Raw genomic sequence first — 23115 nt, 5'->3', positions numbered from 1 at the left:
GAGCTATCGGCCGCCAAGCCCGCTGCTAGCACCCGTGCCCGGGTCATCGCGGCGGGGAGATCGCGCCGGTGCATTGGGGGACTTTATGCCGGGAAAGCCGTGCGTTGCGCGGTCCGACAGGTGCGAACCAAGCATTCCGTAACGTCATTCCGCCTCTGTCACTATTAGTAGCGACAGACGCCAAACGCCGCCTCCGGTACTCTACGTACGCAGGATCACCCGCCCGGGTCGTGGGGCAGGGCGGCCTTCCGGTTTCTAATTTTCAGACAAAAAAAGGCAGAGCGATGCCGAAGGTTGCCGTGCAGCATCTCCCCAACGCGCATAAGAATCTTGCTGCGTTTCTCCTTCTCGCGGGCACCGCGCTCGCCAGCCCGGCGGCGGCCCAGGTGCTGCCATCGCGCCAGCAGCTCAACCCGGCCCAGCAGGGGACCGTGCCGGCCGCGCCGCGCGGCGAACTGTTCCGCGACATGGAGGCCGGGCCATGCCCGTTCGCCAATAGCGACCTGAAGGTCACGCTCACCGGCGTCGAGTTCCAGGGCGCCGGCGGCAAGCTTGCGCTCAGCGACGACAAGCTGCGCCTCGCTTATGCCGATCTGCTGGGCCGTGAAGTGCCGATCGCGACGATCTGCACGATCCGCGACCGGGTGGCGGCGCTGTATCTGCGCCGCGGCGTGCTCGCTTCGGTCAACATCCCCGAGCAGCGCATTGCTGACGGCAAGCTGATCCTCTCGGTCACCGAAGCGCATGTCGTCTCGGTCAGCTACCACGGCGATGTCGGCCCAGCGCAGCGCCAGGTCGAGCGCTATCTCGACAAGCTCAAGGGCATGACGCCCTTCGACCTGAACGTCGCCCAGCGCTATCTGCTGCTGGCCTCGGACATTCCCGGCGTCATCGTCCAGGCGTCGCTCAAGCAGTCGCCCGGCGGCAATGGCGCGGTCGATCTCGATATCGCGATCTCGCGCACGCCGGTCACCGCGAGCTTCAGCATCAACAACTACGGCTCGCAGTCGATCGGCCGCGACCTCGCCACTGTGCGGGTCGATTACAACAGCTTCACGCCGCTGGGCGAGCGCACCTCGATCATAGGCTATGGCACGATCGCCAGCCCCGAGCAGCGGGTCATCCAGGTGACTGAGAGCGTCAAGCTGGGCGGGGAGGGGCTGCAGCTCGACTTGTCGGGCTCGTTCGCGCGCACCCGGCCCGGCGCGGCGCTCAAGCCGCTCGACCTGCTCGGCAACAGCTTCGCCGGCAACGCCCGGCTGACTTATCCCATCCTGCGCCACCGCCGCTACAATCTGAACGTCGCCGGCGGGCTGGAATGGATCGACCAGAAGGTCGATTTCGGAGGCGGCATCGCCACGCTGACCGACGACAAGCTGCGCGTGTTCTTCGCTCGCTTCGACGGGCATCTAGCGCCGCGCGAGCTGGCTTCGCATTCGGTGGCCGCCACGGGCTCGCTCGAACTGCGCAAGGGTATCAATGGGCTGGGTGCCACGCCTTATGGCAATCCGCTCGCCTCGCGCTTCGGTGGGCGCCCCGATGCGACGGTGGTGCGCGCCGATCTGCAGGTCGCCGCCCGCCTGTTCGGTCCGATCACCGCAAGCGTCTCGACCAGCTGGCAGTACACCGACACCCCGCTGCTCTCGTACGAAGAGTTCTCGGCCGGCACCATGTCGATCGGCCGCGGCTATGATCCTTCGGCAGCCTCGGGCGACCGGGCGCTGGGCTCGACGCTTGAGATCAGCACCGCGCCCTTCCAGTTCGCCAAGCGCTCGGTGTTCCGCCCCTATGCGTTCCTCGACGCGGTACGGCTCACCAATATCGGCCCGGGTGCCGACCAGCAGACTCTGCGCTCCGCCGGTTACGGCATCCGCGCCCAGATCGGCCCGTGGTTCGCGCTCGACGCGGCCTGGGCGCATCCGTTCGACCGGCTCGCGCCCAATCTGCCCAAGCCCGCCAATCGCGTCCTCGTCAGCCTCACCGCCTCGATTTTCTGAGGGATATGATCATGTCCGCCCCCCGCCGCCGCAGCAGCCGCCTCTTCACCACCTCGGCATTCGGTGCGCTCGCGCTCGCCGTGTTCTGGGCCGCGCCCGCGCAGGCGCAGCTCGTCCAGGGCGCCACGCCCGCGCAAAGCAACGGCTCGGCGCCGACGATCAATCAGGCGGGCAACACCACCACGGTGACGCTGGGCGGATCGCGCACGGTGGTCGACTGGGATAAGTTCGACATCAATTCGGGCGACACGGCGAACTTCGTCTTCGCCAACCGCAGCGACATCGTGCTCAACCGCGTGGGCGGCGCGGGCAGCACGATTAACGGCAACCTCAACGGCACGATCGGCTCCACCGGCGGCGCGGTGGGCGGCAATATCTGGATCTACAACGCCAATGGCGTGGTGATCGGCGCCAACGCCCGGATCAGCACCGGCGGCCTGCTCGTCACCACCGCGGCGGTCGATCGCGCGACCGATTCCAGCGCAGGCGGCTTCCTCGACGGCAACGCCACCCAGTTCGGCTTCACCGGCGCGGCGACCGATGCGGGGATCACCGTGCAGAACGGCGCGCAGATCACCAGCCATGGCGGCGCGATCGCGCTGGTGTCGACTACCGTGACTGCCGAGGCGGGATCGAGCATCTCCGCGCAGGACGGCGGCAATGTGCTGATCGGCGGGGCGGCCAAGTACAAGATCAGCTTCCGGCCGACGTCGACCGACGACATGGACCTGCTGAGCTTCGAAGTGGCCAGCGCGGCAGACGGCACGAACTCGAATAATGGCACCAGCCTGGCGGGTGCGATCAGCGGCAACCGCGTGTTCGTGGCGACGATCGCCAAGACCGGGCTGACCAACCAGATCATCAACACCGGCACGATTACCGCGACCGACGCGGCGCTCGACGAGACCGGTGCGATCGTGCTGAGCACCGGGCATAACATCGTGGGCGGCGCGGCGAGCGATGCGACCTTCGTTACCGATGCCGGCTATGGCGACCTGGTGACCGGTACGGGCGCCAGCGGCGCGCTCACTGCGTCCAAGATCTCGCTGCTCGCCGCGAACACGCTTTACGCCAACGGCACCATCAACGCCGGCACCGGCACGGTCGACATGGTCTCGCATTATGGCGGGATCAACAACGGCTTCGGAGCCAATAACGGCATCACTGCCGGTACGCTCACTGCCGCCGCCAATTACGGCATCTCGCTTCAGAGCAACAACAACCACATCGCCAAGATCGGCGGGCTCACCGTTCTCGATTCCAGCAACCTGTTCCAGGACGATATCTACGTCCAGAACGAGGACAATCTCGAGATTGCCGGCGATCTGCGCACCGCCGCCAACATCACGCTGGTTTCGCAGGGCAGCAGCTTCAGCGGCACTGGCACCCTCTATGGCGCCAACGCTGCGATCATCGGCCGCGGCCTGGTCAATCTCGACACGAACACGACGCTCAACGGCGTCGATCCTCTCGGTGCGCTCGAGATCCGCAGCAACGGCGATCTGAAGATCGCGCTCGATTATGGGAACACCGCGCGGCCGGACGCCCTGACGCTCACCGCGAGCAATGGCGCGATCCGCCAGATCGGCGGGGCGGGGCTGGCTGGCAGCGTGATCGCCAATGCCCTTGGCGAGATCGACCTCGGCGGCGCCAACAGCTTCACCAGCCTTACGGCCAATTCCACCGGTGGCGAGCGCGTCACGGTCAACGCGACGGGCAATCTCGATTTCAAGGTGAACACCTTCTCGGTCGCGCGCTTCACCGTCGGGGGCGATGCGACGTCTTCGGGCACGAACGCACTGGTCGCCGGCGGGTTGAACGTGACCGCAGGCGGCGCGATCAATCTCAGCTCCGACGGCGGCGACGCCGGGTTCGGGGATCTGAGCGCGGGCGGCAACATCACGCTCGCGATGGACGGCAACCTCGTCCTCGGTGGCGTCATCCAGGCGGGCGGCGCGCTTTCGCTCACGTCGCGCGGCGGCGCGATCCGGCAGACCAGCGGCACGATCAGCCTGGGCACCGGATATACCCTCAACGCCGCGACCGGGATCGACCTGAACCAGACGGGCAACCATCTGGGCAACGCCGGGAGCAACGTCTCGGAGGTCATGAGCGGCAACGGCAGCAACGTGCGGATTCGCGGCGACGCGCTGAACCTCAATTTCTACGGCACGCTCGGCGATGTCAGCCTGTATGGCGAGAGTGGCAATGTCGTCGTGAACTCCGGCCTCGTCGCCGATTCGCTGACCGTCGAGGCCGCCGGCGACATGTCGATCGGCAGCCAGACCAACAAGGCCGATGTCACCACCTATCATCGGCTGCTTGGCACGAACATCAGTGTCTGGAACGACGGCGACTTCACGGTCGACGGGGATGTCGGCCGAGCGGACGTCGGTCGGGTGGAGCTGGTCGCGCCGAACGGCACGCTCACCCAAGCCGCCGGCACGATCTTCGGAGCCGACATTTCACTCCGCGCCACCTACGCGATCAACCAGGACAGCGGCGCGAGCGTTCAGCAGACAAGCAATAGTGCTTTTGAGGCAATTGCCGGTACCGACCTGCTATTAGCCGGCGCGAACCGGTTCGTTTTCCCCCTATTGACCTGGGGCGCCAACGCTAACGTCACGATACACTCGGTCGGCGATCTGTATGTCGATAATGTAACTAGTCTCGGGTGGCTCGTTCCCCTTCACGCGCTCAAGCTGATTTCGGACGAGGGGTACGTCGAGGTGTACGGCGGCTTCACCGCCGACACGCTGAACGTCCAGGCGCATGGCAACATCACGCTCGACAATGCGGATTTCATCGTGAGCAACGTCGGCAGCGTCACCGGCCTGACGAGCGCGACGGGCAATATCAGTCTTAGAGAAGACGATGGCTTCACCATCGATGGCGATATCAGCGCGGCGGCGGGCAACATCACCCTCAAGTCCGACGGGGCGATCGAAACCTATTCGGGCGCGCTTTCGCTCGGCGGCACGCTGGCGGTAACCGCCGGCGGCGGCACATCGCTGACCGGGGCCGGCGACATCAAGCTGGGCGATGTCAGCACTGCCGGCGGCAATTTCTACCTGGGCAGCAACGGCAATATCGAACTGACCGGCGAGATCAGGACCGGCCCAAACAACGTGATTCTGGCCACCACCAACGGCGCGATCGCCAGCAATGGCGGCACCATCTCGGCTTGGACCACGACGGCGGACGCCACCGGGGCGATCTCCCTTGCCGGCTCCGGCTACGCCAATATCTGGGCGACCTCCACCGGCGGCGGCGACATCCATCTGAGCGGCGACAGTGATGTCGGCTTCGCGGTGAACACCACGGGCAAAGTCACCGTCACGTCCGGCGGCTCGGCCAGCGGCAATGGCGATCAGACCGCAGGCTCGCTGGGGATCACCGCGGCCGGTGCGATCGACCTGCAGGATTCGAGCGCGTCCGATATCGGCAGCATCCGCTATCTCACCGCGATCGGCGGCTATGTCAGGGTCGATCTTCATGGCGACATCAAGCTCGACGGCAATGTCTCCGCCGGAAGCGCCCCGGACCTTTATTCAGTCAGCCTGATCTCGAGCGGGAGCCTGCTCCAGAATTCGGGTACGATCACCGGTGACGCGATCTCGCTGCAGGGCGCCTCGGCGATCACCCAGGCCAGCGGCGCCACGCTGCACGGCACCACGCTGTCGATCACCAGCAGCGGCAATGTCTCGCTCGGGCAGGCCAACGACTTCGCAAGCATCGCCTATCTCGCGGTGGGTGGCGACCTGACGCTGCGCAACCTTGGCAGCATCGATCTCGATCCGACGGTGGGCGGTGGCTTCACCTTCGGCGGCGCGCTCAACCTGACGTCGGACACCGGCGACATCACCGCCGGCAATAGCGTAAACACGGTGAAGCTGACTGCCTCGGCGGTGAACGGCTCGATCCTGCTCGGCGGTGGGGGCAACCTGATCGACTCGCTCGGCGCGCTGACCGCGGGCGGCGACATCGAGATCGGCACCTCGACAGCCGGATTCAATCTGACCGGCGACATCACTGCCACGAGTATGTCCCTGCTCGTGCAGAATGGCGGGATCACCCAGAACGCCGGCACAAAGATCACCGCGGGCACGCTCAACGTCAGCGCCGATGGCATCATCACGCTCGACCAGGCGAACGCAGTCGCCACGGTGGGTGGCCTCAACGCCAATCTGTTCACCACCGGCCATAACGTCACCTTCCGCAACGATGGCAACATCACGCTCGGCGGCGTCGTCGATGCTACGGGCGGCACGCTCCGGCTCACCTCGAACACCGGCGGCATCAGCCAGAACAGCGGCGCCGGCATCTATGTCCGCGCGGACCAGCTCTTCCTGAGCGGCGCAAGCGACCTGCTGCTCAACAGCACCAACAACAACATCGCCACGCTTGGCGGCGCGACGAGCACCAACGGCGGCATCCTCTATCGAGATGCCAATGGCTTCGACATCGCGGGCAACATCACCGCGAACGCAACCAACGGCGGCGTTTCGCTGCGCACCGCCGGTGCGGGGTCGATCACCCAGAGCGGTGGAATCATCGACGTCAACTATCTCGGTGTGATCACCGTCGGCAGCGGCAATTCGGTCACGCTCAACCAGGCGAACCGCATCCACAGGCTCATCTCCACCTCCGGCAACGGCACGCTTTCGATCAACAGCACCACCGATCTCCTGATCGACCAATCTGTCTATTTCGACACGATCTCGCTGAGTTCGGGCGGGGCGATCACCCAAAGCAATACCGGGACGTTCGGGGCTGGCACGGCGAATCTGAGCGCCGTCACCGGCATCAACCTGCCGGGGGCGCCTCTTGTCGGCAACAACGGCATCCAGAATTTCGGCACGATCACCAACACGACCAGCGGCGGCATCAACATCGTCAGCTACAGCGGGTCGCATATCAGCCTTACCGGCAACATCAGCGCGGCGGGCCAGACCGTGTCGATCACCGATCTTGCCGGCTACATACTCCAGACCGGCGGCGTGATTACCGCCGACACTCTAGCCATGTCGGCGACCGGCGGGATCAATGTCCAAGGCGCCAACCAGGTCAGCAACCTTGGCGCGATGACCACGCCCGGCAACGTGAACTTCGCCAATGCCGGCAGCTTCAACGTCACCCAGTCGATCGATGTGACGGGCGCCTGGCTGCTCCTGACCTCGAACAGCGGCGCGATCACCCAGAACGCGGGCACGACGCTCACTGCCGACACGATCGCGCTTAGCGCCGGCACCACGATCAGCCAGGGCGCCGGCGCCACGCTGCAAAGCACCGACCTGTCGCTGACCAGCGGTGGCACCACCACGCTGGGCGAGGCCAACGACTTCACCAAGATCACGGGCCTGGACGTTGGCGGCGACCTGACGCTGCGCAACCTGGGCCTTATCGATCTCAGCCCGGGCTTCGCCAGCTACTCCTACCGCGGCGGCGGCGCGCTCACGCTGATCTCGGATACGAGCAGCGTCCTCAGCACCAACTCCGGTGTCATCACTTCGCGCCTGACCGCGTCGGGGGTGGGGTCCGTCAATCTCTCGGGCGCGATCGCTTCGGTAGGCGACGTCAGCGCGAACTCGATCTCCCTGTGGACCTACAACGGCGACATGGCGCTGACCGGGAACATCACCGGTATAAATGTGACCCTGGGTTCCGAGCAAGGTTCGCTCAGCCAGACCGGCGGCATCATCGATGCGAGCCGCCTCAACGTCACCACCGACGGCAGTATTTCGCTGACCGGCGCTAACCAGATCGATCTGTTCGGCGGGCTCAACACCGACAAGGATTCCAGCGGCACCTATCACGACATCACGATCCGCAATGTCGGCGGCATCGTGCTCGACTATCTGGTCCAGGGCGCCGGCGCGACCGTCGATCTGACCTCGGACACCGGCGGGATCAGCCAGACCAGCACCAATGGCGGTTTCATCACCGCCGGCACGCTCAAGGCCAATGCGGCCGGCGACATCGTGCTCGATCAGGCCGCGAACGACTTCGATCATCTCGGCGCGATCCGCAGCACCGGTGGCGCGGTCACGATCGTCGACGCCGACGCCTTCGATCTCACCGGCCAGGTCCGCGCGGCGGGCGCGCTGTCGCTCACTTCGGGCGGCGCGATCACCACCGCCAACAACGGGCTGGTTGTTTCGGGTGGCCTGCTCAACGTCAACGCCACGAGCGCCAACCTTGCTGCGGGCAACAACATCCTGCTCGGCACCGTGACCACCAACGGCAATTTCGCGATCGACACCGATCAGGACATCACCGTCGCCGGCCTGCTCAACACCAATGGCGGCGACGCGACGCTGGCGGCGAATCTGGGCACGATCGGGCACGGCGCCACCGGCACGATCCTGGCCAACAAGGTCACCGCGACTGCCAGCGGCAACATCTCGCTCGACAGCACCGGCAACGCGGTCGTCTGGGCGAGCTCGAGCAATGGCGGGAACATCAATCTCACCGGCGATGCCGATATCTTCTTCAAGATCGACACGGCCGGCGACCTGACCGTCGATGCCGGGGGCATGGCCGGCAACAACGACAGCGTGATCGCGCGTTCGGTGGGGATCAACGCGACCGGCGGGATCTCGATGTATGACCAGACGGTCACGATCAATGTCGGCAGCTATCGCTATCTCACCACGGCGAACGGCTTCATCGACATCGAGAACCAGGGCGACATCAACCTCGACGGCGACGTCACCGCGAACGGTGGGACCAACTCTAACTATGTCCGGCTGAACTCGAGCCTGGGCTCGCTCCTGCAGAACAGCGGCACGATCAGCGGCTACAGCGTCGAGCTCGACGCCGCCCAGTTGGTCCTCCAGGACGCTAGTGCCAAGGTGGTGGTTGGCGATTACGGCCTGAGCTTCCGCGCCACCGATGTGTCGCTGCTCGGCGCGAACGAATTCCCCTGGCTCAACACCTATACCGTCACCCACGACCTGACGCTGCGCGTGGTCGGCAGTCTCGACATGAGCGGGAGCGCCAACCAGGCCGGCAGCAACCACTACACCACGCTGATCTCCGATACCGGCAACATCATCGGCGGCCCGATCGATGCCGATATGCTCAGCGCGAGCGCCGCCAACGGCAGCCTAAGCTTCACCTATGGCAACAACCGAATCCGCAGCCTTGGCGACCTGACTGCCAAGAGCACCGGCGGGACCGATATCGAAGTCTTCACCGACAGCACGCTCGGCCTGACCGGCAACATCACCGGCGGTGGCGTGATCCTTCACGCCACCCAGGGGATCAACCAGACCGGCGGCGTAATCACTGCCGACCGGCTCGCGGCCGGCACCAGCGGCAATCTGCTGCTGGGCGGCGCGAACAATTTCGGTGCACTGACCGAAGTCGGCCATGGCAACGGTACGACCGTTACGATCCGCAACCTGGGCAGCATCCTGCTGCCGTCCACGCTCCAGACCTTCGGCACGCTCACGCTGACCTCGGACACGGGCAGCATCGGCCAGACGGACGCCATCACCGCCGCCACGCTCATTGCGAATGCGGCTACCGGCATCACGCTGAACAGCGCGGGCAACAACTTCACCACGCTCGCCGGGCTCACCACCGGCACCGGCGACATCCGGATCGGGGATACCGGCGGCTTCGCGATCGAGGGCAACCTCACTGCCGCGACCGGCACCGTCGCGCTCGCCAGCACCGGCAACATCACCACCGGCACCACCACCGTGGGCACGGTCACGACGCCGCATGGCAAGGTCGATGCCGATATGCTCACCGTCTCGGCGGTCAATGCCACGGTCTATACGGCCGGCGACATCAAGCTGGGCGCGTCCGCTGTCAGCAGTGGCTTCACCCTGGTCGCCGATGGCAGCATCGACCTTGCCGCCACGAGCAACTTCAACGGCGCCAGTCTGATCGCCACCGCCGGCTCGATCACCCAGAGCACCGGCATTTTGACCGGCAATACCGTGCTCACCGCCGCCGCCGGCAGCATCACGCTCGACAAGAACAACAACCTGAGCGACTTCGGCGGCACGTCCAATGGCGGTGGCAACGTCACCTTCAACAACGTGAACGCCAACCCGTCCACGTTCAGCGTCAACACCACGGGCAACGCCGTCATCACCGCGGCGGGCAACCTCCAGGGCTTCTTCGTCACGGCCAACGACCTGTCGGTCACGGCCGGGCATATCGACCTGACCAACAACACCCATGTGAACAGCTTCAGCAAGCTGGTCGCAGCCTATGGCGACGTGTTCGTCACCAATGCCGGCAGCTTCACGATCTCGGGTGATGTCAGCGCGAGGAAGATGGGCCTCCGCTCGGTCAATCTCTACGCGAACGGCGGCGGGATTTCGCAGACCGGGGGCACGATCTCGGCCCACGTCGTTACCCTGCGTGGCAATGGCGACGTAGCGCAGAGCGGCACGGGCCGCATCGACGCCAATGTGACCGAGCTTACGGGCGTCAATCTGGATCTGATGGGTGCCAACAGCTTCGGCACCGTCGTACCCACCACTATCCGCGCCGGCGGCAATGTGCGGCTGAACGGCGATGTGCTGAGCCTGCAATTCCTGGATCCCGCGACCGATGTGACCTTGAGTTCGGCAGGGGACATCACTGTCAACAGTGCAGGCCTCCAGGCCAGTTCGCTGACCGCCAATGCCGGCGGCGCGTTATCGATCGCGGGCAACAACCAGATCGCAACGGTGCACGGCCTGAGCGGCACGAGCATCGATTTCGCCAGCACCGGCTTCACGCTGGACGGCAATGTCACCGCCACCACCAGCGCGGCGCTCACCGCGACGAGCGGCGATCTCGAACAGACGGCCGGCACGATCTCGGCAGTGAACGCGTCGCTTTTCGCCATGGCCGGCTCGATCACGCAGAGCGGTACCGGCAAGGTTGCGGCGACGAGCCTCATCGCCAACTCGGGCGGCGATCTCATCCTCGGCGGCGCGAACAGTTTCACCGGCGCCGGCTCCAGTTTCACTTATGGCGATGGCAGCACTCCCGCCGACGTCACCATTCGCAATCTGGGCAGTATCAACTTCACCGGGATATCGGGCGAGGCCATCGACGCGCTCTCGCTGACCTCCGATGGCGGCGCGATCAGCCAGACGGGTGCGGTCAGCGCGGCCAGCGTCTCGCTCAGCGCCGCCACCGGCATCGACTTCTCCGACAGCGCCAACGCGCTCGGCATGATCGCCGGGCTGGCCAACAGCACCAGCGGGAACATCGTCTTCGCGACCGGGGGCAACCTGTCCCTGGCGGGCAATGTCACCGCCACCGGCCAGAATGTCTGGTTGAGCGCCACGGGTGCGATCACGCAGGCCAGCGGCGCGATCACCGCCACCAGCTTCCGCGCCAATGCCAATACCGGCCTGACGCTCACCAGCACGACCAACAATGTCGCGAACATCACCGGGCTGACCAACGCCGCGAGCGGCGGCATCGCCTATACCGACGCCGACAGCTTCAACATCACCGGCGACATCAACGCGCTGGGAAGCCAGGCGCTGTCGCTTGTGGTGGTGAATGCCAATGCGACCGTCAACCAGACCACCGGCCTGGTCACTGCCGGGAAGATCAACCTCAGCGGCGGGCAGGGCTACAGCCTGCGCGGCAACGCCGGGACCTACAACCAGATCGGCCGCATCGGCGACATCAGCGCCATCGCCCAGATCTACACCCAGGGCAGCGTCGACCTGACCGGCACGATCAATGCGCCCTATTTCGAGCTGTGGAGCCGTGGCGACGTCACCCAGAGCGGTGGCCAGATCATCAACACCGCGGGCAACTTCCTCGAGGTTCGCGCGAACAACATCACGCTGGATCGCGCCGCCAACCAGCTCGGCGACATCTCCGGCCTGATCACGGGGCCGACGGGCACCATCACTGTCGTCTCGGATGGCGACACCCGGTTCGGCTCCCTGCAGGGCGGGACTGCCGTGCTCACCGTTACCAATGGCAGCATCGGCAATCTGGGCGACTATGCCGATATCGACACGCTGAACGCCTCGTCGAGTGGCGGTATCGATCTGGGTGGCCGGATCGGCGCGCTGGGCAATGTCAGCGCGGGAGGAGATAGCGCCTTCCGTTCCAGCACCAGCCTGAACATCGCCGGTCAGGTCAATGTCGGTGCCCATCGGCTCGCGATCAGCTCGGGTGGCGACTTGAGCTATAGCTATCCCAGCGGTTCGATCATCACCGATACGCTGGTAGCAAATGCGATAGGCGACATTTTCCTGAACCAGATCGATTCGAGCGGTTCGGTGCTCCATGTCGATCTGACAGGAAATATGGTCAGCCTGGTTGGCGCGCGGGCGGTGGATATCCTTGGCCTCACCGCACAGTCAGGCGAGGTCATCACCAATGGCGGTGCGCTCACGCAGAGCGGCGCGATCCAGGTCCATACCCTGATGGTACGGGGCGACTCGATCACGCTCAACGATCCGACCAACAGCTTCTCCTCACTGCTCGCGAACGTTTCCGCTGGCACCGGCGACATTTCGATCGTCAGCGCCACTGGTTTCAGCATCAATCGCAACATTCTTACCACGGATACGGTAAGCCTCACGGCGCTCGGCACAGGCTCGATCAGCCAGGGCGTCGGCACGGTCACCGCCGGCACGCTCAACCTGAATGCGGGGGGCGACCTTGACTTCAATCTCGCCAACGCCGTCGGCATCTATAATGCCACCGCCGCGAACGGCCATACGATCACGCTGCGCAACCAGGGCAATCTGGTCGTCAACGCGATTACTGCGCAGAATGGCGTGGTCAATCTCGCCTCGAACGCCGGCTCGGTCGGCCAGTTGCTGGTGCCCGGCAATTCGATCTGGACCGGCAGGCTGAACGTCACCCAGGCGACTGACATCGATCTGGGCGCGTATAATTTCGTCGATGTGCTCGGCAACCTGACCGCAAGCGGATCGATCAACTACAACAGCTTTGTCGGCCTGACGCTGGACGGCGTCATCCACGCCGGTGGCGCGCTGACCATGGGTGTCTCGGGCTATATCGGCCAGACCAATGGCGCGATCACCGCGGATCATCTCGACCTGACCGCGTATGGCATCGCGCTGCTCAGCGCGAACGACATCGGCTCGACGACGGCGAGCAACTTCACGGCCAGTGACGACATCACCTTCCGTTCGGTAAACGGCATCCTGCTCGGCATCGTCAACACGCCGGGCCTGCTCTCGCTGACTGCGGACAGCGGCGACATCCGCCAGACCGGCGGCATCCTGGCTGACCGGCTCGATGCCAGCGCGGCTGCGGGCGACGTCGTGCTCGATCAGGCCAACGCGATCGGCACGCTCAACGACGTCACCGCCGGTGGCGGCTTCACATTCAACACCAGCACCGGCCTGACGCTCGACGGCCGGATCACCGCGCCCGACCTGGTTCAGATCACCGCAGGCGGCAACATCACCCAGACCGGCGTCCAGGCCATCCATACCGATGTGCTGCTAGCGACGAGCGGGGCAGGGGCCGCCAACGGCATCAGCCTGCTCAACCACAACCAGGTTGGCAGCGCGACGCTCAACTCGAACGGCAAGGACCTGCGCTTCCGCAACGCAGGCAATTTCGCACTCGGCAACATCAATGCCGCCGGCCACATCGTCGAGATGATCTCGGATACCGGCAGCGTCACCCAGCAGGCCGGCACCTCGATCCTCGCCGGCACCTTTTCGGCCACCGGCACCAATGTCGACCTGAGCAACGCCGGCAACCAGATCGGCCGCATCGGGCTGATCTCGACCGGCTCGGACCTCACCCTGAACAACGGCGTGGCGCTGCAGATCGACGCGATCAACGCCGGCGCCCACAACGTCACGATCAACAACACCAGCGACATTACCGGCGGCAACATCACCGCCAATCTGCTGACGGTGAACACCTCCAACGGCGTGGTGGGGCTGAACACCGCGAACCATGTCAATTCGGTCGGCGCGTTCAACGGATACCAGTTCGAGTTCGTCAATGACGGCAGCTTCACGATCGCCGGTGCGTTCCAGAACGGGATGTACCAGACTTTCCTGACCAGCCTGAACGGGTCGATCTCGATGGCAGGCGGGTCGGTCAACAGCGGCGCGATCACGGTCCAGGCCGCAACGGGCATCTCGCTCACCGGCAATCTCAGCTACGTGTACGGCGCGACGACCACCACCGGCGACGTGTCGATCGTCTCCGGGTTGCTCGACATCCAGGGCGATATCAGCGGCGATAGCGTGACGCTCGGCGGCGTGGCGAATGGCGGCTTCGTCCGGCAGACCTCCGGCTCGATCACCGCCAACCTGCTCAACCTGAACGGCTATGGCGATATCGACCTGAATGGCGCCACGAACCATATCGCGTCGCTCGGCACGGTGAACACCACGGTCGGCCATGTCAGGGTCGACAGCCTCGATGCAGTTGCGCTGACCGACAACATCGATGTCGCCGATACCTTCACGCTCAATGCCGGCGGTGCGGTCACGCAGACCGGCGGACGGATCAAGTCGATCTGGCTCGATGTGACCGGCGCCGGCGACATCACGCTCGATGCCGCCAATCTCATCGACAGCGGCGGCTCCGTCCGGCTGTTCGGCGACAACGTGACCTTCGTCAACGACGGCACCTTCACGATCGACCAGATCAATGCCGGCGCGCATGCGATCGACCTGACCTCGACCAACGGCAATATCTGGCAGTCGGGCGTTATGGTCGGCGGCTCGCTGACGGCCTCGGCGCATGGCTCGCTCTCGCTCAACCGGGGCAATGCGATCGATTATATCGGCGCGCTCAGCGCCGGCACCGAGCTGACCTATAACAGCGCGACCGCTTACACGCTGACCGACGACATCACCGCGGGTACCACCGTCACGCTGAACGGTGCTGCGGGCATCAACCAGACCGACGGCACGATCAGCGGCCAGTCGCTGAGCGTCGCGGCGGGCAGCGCGGACCTGCGGCAGGCCAACACCGTCGGTCAACTCGGCGCAGTCACCACGAGCGGCGATTTCCTCTTCCGCAACGTCGGCGACATCGAGCTCTGGGGCAATAACAGCGCGGTGGGGGGCACGTTCGGTCTCTATTCGGACACCGGCGGGATCTCCAATCCCGGCGCTCTGTTCACCGCCAACATCATCGACTTCGTCGCGGCCGGCAGCGTCGACCTGAACGGCGGCAGCTTCAATTATATCGACAATCTGACCTCGGCGAACGGCGACATCACGCTGGTCACCGGCTCGCACCTCCTCGGTGCCAACCTGATCGACGCCGCGCAGGGTACGGTGGATCTCACCGTGGACGGTATCACCGCGAATTCGGTGAGGGCCAACCTGCTCAGGATCGACGCCACCGGCAGCGATGTCGAGATGCTCGGCGACAATGTGATCGCCCATCTCGGCAACATCTTCGGCGAAAATATCTCGCTGGCGGTCGGCGAGACCGACATCACCGGCTGGCTGCACGGCTCCAACAGCATCGCCTTCATCCGCTCGGGCATTGCCAGCGACTTCGCACTGACCATGGCCAGCGGTGGCGCGATCACCACGCCGATGATCAGCCTCAGCAACACCGGCACCGCCGGCACCGCGACGCTGAGCAACATCACCACGCCGTCGGGCACGCTCGAGCTGAACTTCAACTTCAACGGCGATGCGGATGTCACCGCGGCTACCAGCGCGATCAGCCTGAACAACGCAGTGGTCGACGGCGATCTGTCGCTCCATGCCAACGGCGCGATCCTCAACACCGGCGCGCCCTCAAATATCAGCGGTACGATCACCGCCGCGAACAACACGGGCGATATCTCACTGCTGTTCGGTGCCGACAATGTCGGCCATTTCGGCAACATTTCGGCCTTTAACGGCACGGTCCATCTCGGCGCCAACTCGGTGGATCTCACCGGCGCGATCATAGCGGGCGGCCAGCTACTCGAGCTCGAGGCGGGCAACGGCTCGGTCACCCAGGCGGCCGGCAGCGTCATTACCTCGGATCGGGTCGAGGGTGGTTCCGCCAGTGACTTCCTGCTCGGCGGGGCCAACCATATCTCGACCCTGGGCGCGATCACGGCGTTCGCCGGTAACATCCTGGTCGCCACCGATCGTTCGCTGACCATCGATGCCGATATCACCACCGATGTGTGGCAGACCCCCGCCAACCGCACCCACAGCGTCTCACTGATCAGCACGGTGGCGAGCGGCCCGGCGATCCAGAACAGCGCGACCGGCATACTCCACACCGGCACGCTCAATATCCAGGCGATCGGCGATGTCGTCCTGACCAATCAGGACATCGTGCGCCTCGGCCTGATCGACCCGACGCTGTTCAGCTTCTCCCAGGCCGCTGATTTCGACATCACGACTAACATCGTCGCCGACGCCGTCGTGCTGAGCTCGACCGCGGGCCAGATCACCCAGTCGGGCGGTGTGATCACCGCGAGCTCGACCACGCTTTCGGCGCAGAACGGTATCAGCCTGCTCGGCGCCAATCATTTCGGCTCGCTCTCGCTGACCACGCTGTCCGGTGACATCGCGATCAGCAATGTCGGCAACCTCGTCCTCGCTTCGCTCACCAGCCCCGGCAACGCGAGCGTTATCGTCAGCGGCGGCGGCACCCTGGCGATCGGTTCGCCGATGGTCACTGCCGCCGGCAATCTCTGGCTCGAGGCGGACGGCACCGTATCGATCAGCTCGGCGATCGACGCCGACGGCGATGTCGCGGTGATGAGCCACAACGGTGCGGTGAACCTGTTCACCGTCCAGGCCGGCGACGATATCTCGGTCTCCGCGGATGCTGCCCATATGGTGTCGCTCGCGGCTGCCTCGATCGGCTCGAGCGGCAATGACGACGAGTCCGATGGCCACAACATGGTGTTCAGCGGCGGCGGCGTGACGCTCGGCGCCAGCACGCCGGCGGGCATCACCACGGCCAACAAGCTGCTGTTCAACGGTGCGACGGGCAGCGTGACGATCAACGGCGGCGCCAATGGCGCGACCGTCAACCTCGACAGCATGGATCAGGCGATCGATATCGCCGCCGCCGGGGGCAACGTGCAGGCGCAGGTCAACAATGATGACCTCCTGCTGGGTACCGTCAGCGGCGCCAACGTCACGCTGGTCGCGGCGAACAATCTGCAGATGACCTCGGTCACCGTGCCGGGCGTCTATTCGATCACCGCGGGCGATTTCAGCGCGGGTGCGTTCAACATCCTGGGCGGCAGCCCGCTCGATATCTTCGTCACCGATACTGCCGGCAACCTGACCCTGTCAGGCGACCTCGCTGCCCGTCGCAACGCCACCGTCACGGCGCAGGCGGGCAACGTGCTCGGCAGCACCACGCGCCTCGGCGCCGGCTTGACGATGGAGGGCATGCTGACGGTCAACGGCGCCAATATCGACCTGCTCGAGGCGAGCAGCCTCTATGACGTGAAGCTCAACGGCACCGGCACCGTCAATATCGGCAATATTGCCTATGTCGGCCGCGACTATACGCTGACGGGCAGCAGCTTCACCGGCGCCGCGCTGGCGCCGATCGGCACGCGCTCGGGCACCTGGACGCTGGCCAGCCTTGGCGCGCTCGACATGGGCGGCACCACGCTCGAATATAATGGCGGCATCGATTTCTCGGTCGCTGGCCTGCTCAACAACGGCACGATCCACTCGCTTTCGGGCGCGGTGACCGGCTCGGCCAACTCGGCCGATGTCTACGAGATTTTGGCTGCCACCGATCTTGACGTCTCCACCACGAACGGCGCCTTCACGGTCTTCCACGCCGCCGCCACCAGCGGCAGCGCGACGCTTCGCAGCAACCAGGGGCTCACCGTCACGGGCAGCATCGAGGCGGGCACCGATGTCGGCCTGTCGGCGCAGTTCGGCCCGACGACCGCCGGCTATGCGAGCGCGGGCGGGGACATCAGCGTCTATTCGCTGTTCGGCAGCGCGATCCTGCGCCAGGCGACCCTCACCGGCGCCACCGGCGACCTAACGGTGCAGAGCGTCCTCGGCTCGGCGACGCTCGGTGCGGACGATTATGCCTCGATCGGCAACGACAATTATTTCGAGCGCGCGGCGGGCTCCAGCGGCAACGCCAATGTCATCGGGTCCGCCGGCGCGTTCGTGAACCTCGATCATTCGGCGACGCTGAACCTCGTCCAGGCCAACCACGCCGTGGTCAATGTGCTGACCGGCGACCTGACGATCGGCCTGATCCAGGGCCTCACCGGCGACGCCACCGCCTATCTGGGCAATGGCTCGCTCACCGTGAACCGGGCCTTGGGCGACAGCGTCGATCTTCAGGCGGTGGGCGGCGACCTGACTCTTGGCGGCGGCGGCATCAGCGCCGGCGACCTCTATCTGAACAGCACCGGCACGATCGACACCACGGCCATCGCCAATCTCTCCGCCGGCGGCTTCCTCTATATCGAGGGCGGCACGGTACGCGCTGCGTCGCTCAGTGCGGGCGGCAATGCGGAAATCTATGGCGACACCGGCGGGGTCACGATCGACGCGCTTGGTGCGTCGGGCGATCTGACAGTCGGCGCGACCGGCAATCTGGCGATCAACCAGGTCTCGGTCACCGGCTATGCCGATCTCGAGACCAATGACACCGCCACGATCCGCGGCCTCACCGCGCTCAATGGCTTCCAGATCCTGGCGCAGGGTAACGTCACCCTTGGCGCGGACGCAGGCACAGTCGCGGACCTGACCAACACGGTGTCGACCGGCGGTACGCTGGGCGGTTGCGGTTGCGGCGGTGGCTGGATCGCCTCGGCAGGCGGGGACGTCTCGGTCAACCTGCTCAGCGTGACCGGCGTCCTTGACGGCGTCAACGCCGATGCCGGTGACGCCAGCATCGCGATCCAGTCGGGCGACCTTGGGATCAACCGGGTGCGCGGCTATAATATCGCCGTGTCGACGCCGGGCGTGTTGACGATGTTCGACGTCGGCAGCCGCGGCGGCAGCTTCGCGCTGACCGCAGCGGACTTTGGCGGCGACGCGCTCCAGCCGACGCTGGCGGGCGGCGCGGCCGCGCTTGGTGACGTCACGATCATCGATATTGCGGGCGATCTCGGCGCCAGCGGCACGCTCAACTCCTCGGGCGACATCCTTGTCCAGGCGCAGGGTGGGGCGATCACCGGCTCGCTGAGCCTTGGTGCGCAGGGCAGCCTCACCGTGATCGGGCAAGGCGTCCACCTGCTTGGCGCGAGCGGCCATAACGTCGCAATCGACGCCGGCACCGGCACCCTCGATATCGTCAGCGCGCTCAGCGTGGACAACGATTATACGCTCACCGCCGGCGACTTCGCGGGCGAGGCGCTGGCCCCTGCGGGTTCGCGCGCGGGCTCGCTCAGCATCACCGACACGGTCGGCGATTTCAACTTCGGCTCGGCCAGCCTCCTGTTCAGCGGCGCCCTCTCGATCAATGCTGCGCATGGTTCGCTCAACATCGGCGACCTGCGCGCGGGCAGCGCGATCACGCTCACCGCGGGCGGCAACCTCTCGCTCGCCAGTGCGACGCTGATCGATCCGAGCAGCAACGCCCTCTCGCTCACCGCGGGCGGCGATCTGCAGTTCGGCGCCGCCGACAATGCCTCGATCACCATGACCAACGTCCTGCGCCATTACAGCCCGACGCTGGGGGGCAGCAGCATCCACGCCGGCGGCAATGTCGTGATCAATCTCTACCAGGCCGACGGGCTCGGCGCGATCGACGGCGGCACCGTCCAGGTGGCGGTGCGCACCGGCGACCTTGGGATCGGCAATATCGACGCGGTCGGCGCGATCGCGATCTCAGGCCCGTCGGGCACGCTGACTCTCGGCGACGTGACCACCGGCGCCGGCCATATCGACATCGCCGGCCAGGGCGACGTCACGCTCGGCGACGTCTCGGGCCACTTCGTCGTCAACATCGGCTCCGCCGCGGGCCGCCTGGCCTTCGGCAATCTGAGCGGTGGCGACGTATCGCTCGCGGTCGCACGCGGGATCACCGGCGCCAGCGTCTCGGCCAGCACGCTCGGCGTGGTGGCGGCGAACGGCAATGTCGATCTCGACCTGAACGGCAGCGGCTCGCACGTCGCCAGCCTGGGCGCAGTGACCGTCAATGGCGACTTCGAGCTCCGCAACTTGGGCTCGCTCGGTCTCGACGGCGTGATCGAGGTGAGCGGCCTGCTCGACCTCGGCGTCGCCGGCGCGCTGACCCAGAATAGCGGCTACATCGTCGCCGATACCCTGCAGGGCAACATCACCGGCGCCGCGACGCTGGGCGGCGACAATCGCATCGCCGTGCTCGGCGATCTCTCCAGCCAAGGGCTGAAGCTCAACACCATCGTGGACTTCGTCATCGGTGGCACGGTGCAGGCAGGGGGCGGCACCGTGGTGATCGCGGCGCGCGGCGGCATGACGATCGCAGGGGGCGCCAGCATCAGCTCGTCCGCCGCCGGCGACGCGATCACGCTCGCCTCGGACGGGTTGTTCACCAATTTGGGCGGTGCCAACGCGCTCGGCGCAGCCAATGGCCGCTGGCTGGTTTACACCCAGGCCGGCGGCAACCCGGGCCTCGCCGATCCCAACAATGACTTCGGTGGACTGGCCGGCACCAGCTATTACGGCGACGCCTACAACTTCGCCACGGGCAGCTTCGCCAGTGCGCCGAACGCGGGCAATCGCTTCGTCTACGGCTATCGCCCGGTGCTGACGGTCACGCCGTCGAGCGCGCATGTCATCTATGACGGCACCACGCCGCAGGTCACCATGACGATCACCGACCTGGTCCATGGCGACAGCGCCGCAGACGCCTGGTCGGGCACGGCAGACGTCAGCGGAGTCGGCAGCAATGCCGGTACCTATTTCGCCTATAGCTCGATCGGCACGCTCGCCTCCGAGATGGGCTACACCTTCGCCTTCGTGCCTGGCACGGTGATCATCGATCCGCGGGTGATCAGCGCGGTGCTGAACGCCAATGACCGCACCTATGACGGCACCACTGCCGCCACCGGCACGCTGACGCTGAACGGCGTGATCGCGGGCGACACCGTGACTGCCAATGTCGGCACGATGAGCTTCGACAACCGGAACGCGGGCATCGGCCGCACTGTCACGGCAGGCGGGATTACCCTTTCCGGGGCATCTGCGGGCAACTATACCGTCAGCGCTACGGCGACCGACCTGGCCGACATCCTGGCCCGGGCGATCACTGCGACGCTCACCGCCAACGACCGCACTTATGACGGCACGACCAACGCCACCGGCATGCTGGCGCTGAACGGCGTGCTTGGCACCGACGACGTCAGTGCGGCGGGCGCCACGCTGGCCTTCGACAACAAGAACGCCGGCACGCGCACGGTCACCGCCAGCGGCATCACCCTGACCGGCGCCGATGCGGGCAATTACATCGTCTCTGCCAATGCGACCGACCTGGCCGACATCCTCGCCCGGGCGATCACTGCGACGCTCACCGCCAACGACCGCATCTATGACGGCACCGCCGCCGCTACCGGCTCGCTGTCGCTGACCGGGGTGCTCGGCAACGACCAGGTGACTGCGAACGGCAATCTGACCTTCGACAGCCGCAATGCTGGCACCGGCCGCGCGGTGACTGCAAACAGCATCAGCCTCTCGGGCAGCGACGCGGGCAACTACACGGTCAACGCCAGCGCGACCGACCTGGCCGATATCCTGGCCCGGGCGATCACTGCGACGCTCACCGCCAACGACCGCACCTATGACGGCACCATCACCGCCACCGGCAGCCTGGGGCTCACTGGCCTCGTCTCCGGCGACAGCGTCTCGGCGAGTGCGGGCAACATGGCATTCGACAATGGCAATGCCGGCACGGGCCGCACGGTCACCGCGAGCGGCATAACCCTCTCGGGCGCCGATGCGGGCAACTATAGTGTCAACGTCAGCGCGACCGACCTGGCCGACATCCTCGCCCGGGCGATCACCGCTACGCTGACCGCCAATGGCCGCGTCTATGACGGCACCACCATCGCCACCGGCACGCTCGCCCTGAACGGCGTGCTCTCGGGAGATCAGGTGACGGTCAGCGCGGGCGGCATCGCCTTTGACAGCCGCAACGCCGGTACCCGCACCGCCACCGCCAGCGGCCTGACGCTGGGGGGCGCCAACGCGGCCAACTACACGATCACCGGCACCGCCACCGGCAGCGCGGTGATCAGCCAGCGCGCAATCACCGGCATCGCGACGGCAGACAGCCGCGTCTATGACGGCACCACCGCCGCTACCGGCCGCATCGCGCTGACTGGCGTTATCTCGGGCGACACGGTCACCGGCACCGCCACCTATCGCTTCGCCGATGCCAATGCCGGCACCGGCCGCACGGTGCAGGTGAGCGGGCTGGGGCTGTCGGGCGCGGATGCCGGCAACTACAGCGTATCGCTGGCCGCCACGCCGGTGACGGCCGACATCACCCGCCGAGCAGTGACCGTCACCATCAACGACGCCACCAAGATCCTCGGCCAGCCCGATCCGGTGTTCGGCTATGCGGTCTCGTCGGGCAGCGTGGTCAATGGCGACAGCTTCGCCGGTGCGCCGATCCGCGCGGCCGGCGACCAGGTAGGCCATTATGCGATCGGGCAGGGGACGCTCGCGCTCTCCGCAAACTATCTGCTCACCGTGATACCCGGCACGCTCGTCATTAGCCTCACCCAGTCGGGTGCGGACGCGAGCGATGCCCTCAAGATGCTACAGGCCGGCGTCGGCGTCAGCTTCTCTGTCAACCAGGACCCTTCCCGGAATCTCGAGGGCGATGGTGGACAGGGGGCAGAAGGCGACGGGGCCAAGTAGCAAGAGAGCCCGCGCAGTCCCCCTGCGCGGGCCCTCGGCCTCCCCCCAGGGTGAGGCCGCTGGCGGTGTCCGGTGCGAAGCGGGATTCCGACCCCTTCGCACCGCGGCTCCGCCGCTATCGACTACGGCTCCGCCGTTATCAGAAGCCGATCTTGACGCGCACCGAGGCGCGGCCTTCGCGGGTGTTCTCGCCGGCCGAGCCTTCGAGCGCGACGCCGAGGCGGACATTCTTGCTGGCGCGGGCATCGATGCCGACGCCGAGCGTGCCGAGCACCGGCGCGATGCGGACGCCCGAGACGCCGAAGCTGCCGGTGCCGGTGGGAGCACCCGAGAAG

Annotated in this window: 3 protein-coding genes; 2 read left to right on the top strand and 1 reads right to left on the bottom strand. The window is 65.9% G+C overall.

Going from position 1 to position 23115, the window contains the following annotated elements:
- Positions 1-284: 284 nt before the first annotated feature.
- Complete coding sequence (locus HZY97_RS06090; RefSeq protein ID WP_180141715.1) at positions 285-1997, top strand: ShlB/FhaC/HecB family hemolysin secretion/activation protein; 1713 nt, start codon at positions 285-287, stop codon at positions 1995-1997.
- Positions 1998-2008: 11 nt separating this feature from the next.
- Positions 2009-22780, top strand: coding sequence for a YDG domain-containing protein (locus HZY97_RS06085; RefSeq protein ID WP_180141713.1), 20772 nt, complete (start codon positions 2009-2011; stop codon positions 22778-22780).
- 139 nt (positions 22781-22919) lie between these two features.
- Here the strand turns inward: HZY97_RS06085 and HZY97_RS06080 are convergent.
- The coding region (locus HZY97_RS06080) for a hypothetical protein (RefSeq protein WP_180141711.1) at positions 22920-23115 on the bottom strand (196 nt) is incomplete at its 5' end.

It is taken from the genome of Sphingomonas sp. R-74633, from assembly GCF_013416555.1.
Lineage (GTDB): Bacteria > Pseudomonadota > Alphaproteobacteria > Sphingomonadales > Sphingomonadaceae > Sphingomonas.
This window is presented reverse-complemented; position numbering and strand designations above follow the sequence as displayed.

What these genes read in the sequence shown, in the direction of transcription:
- HZY97_RS06090 (WP_180141715.1), top strand. Translation starts at nt 285, where the DNA reads ATGCCGAAGGTTGCCGTGCAGCATCTCCCCAACGCGCATAAGAATCTT.
- HZY97_RS06085 (WP_180141713.1), top strand. Translation starts at nt 2,009, where the DNA reads ATGTCCGCCCCCCGCCGCCGCAGCAGCCGCCTCTTCACCACCTCGGCA.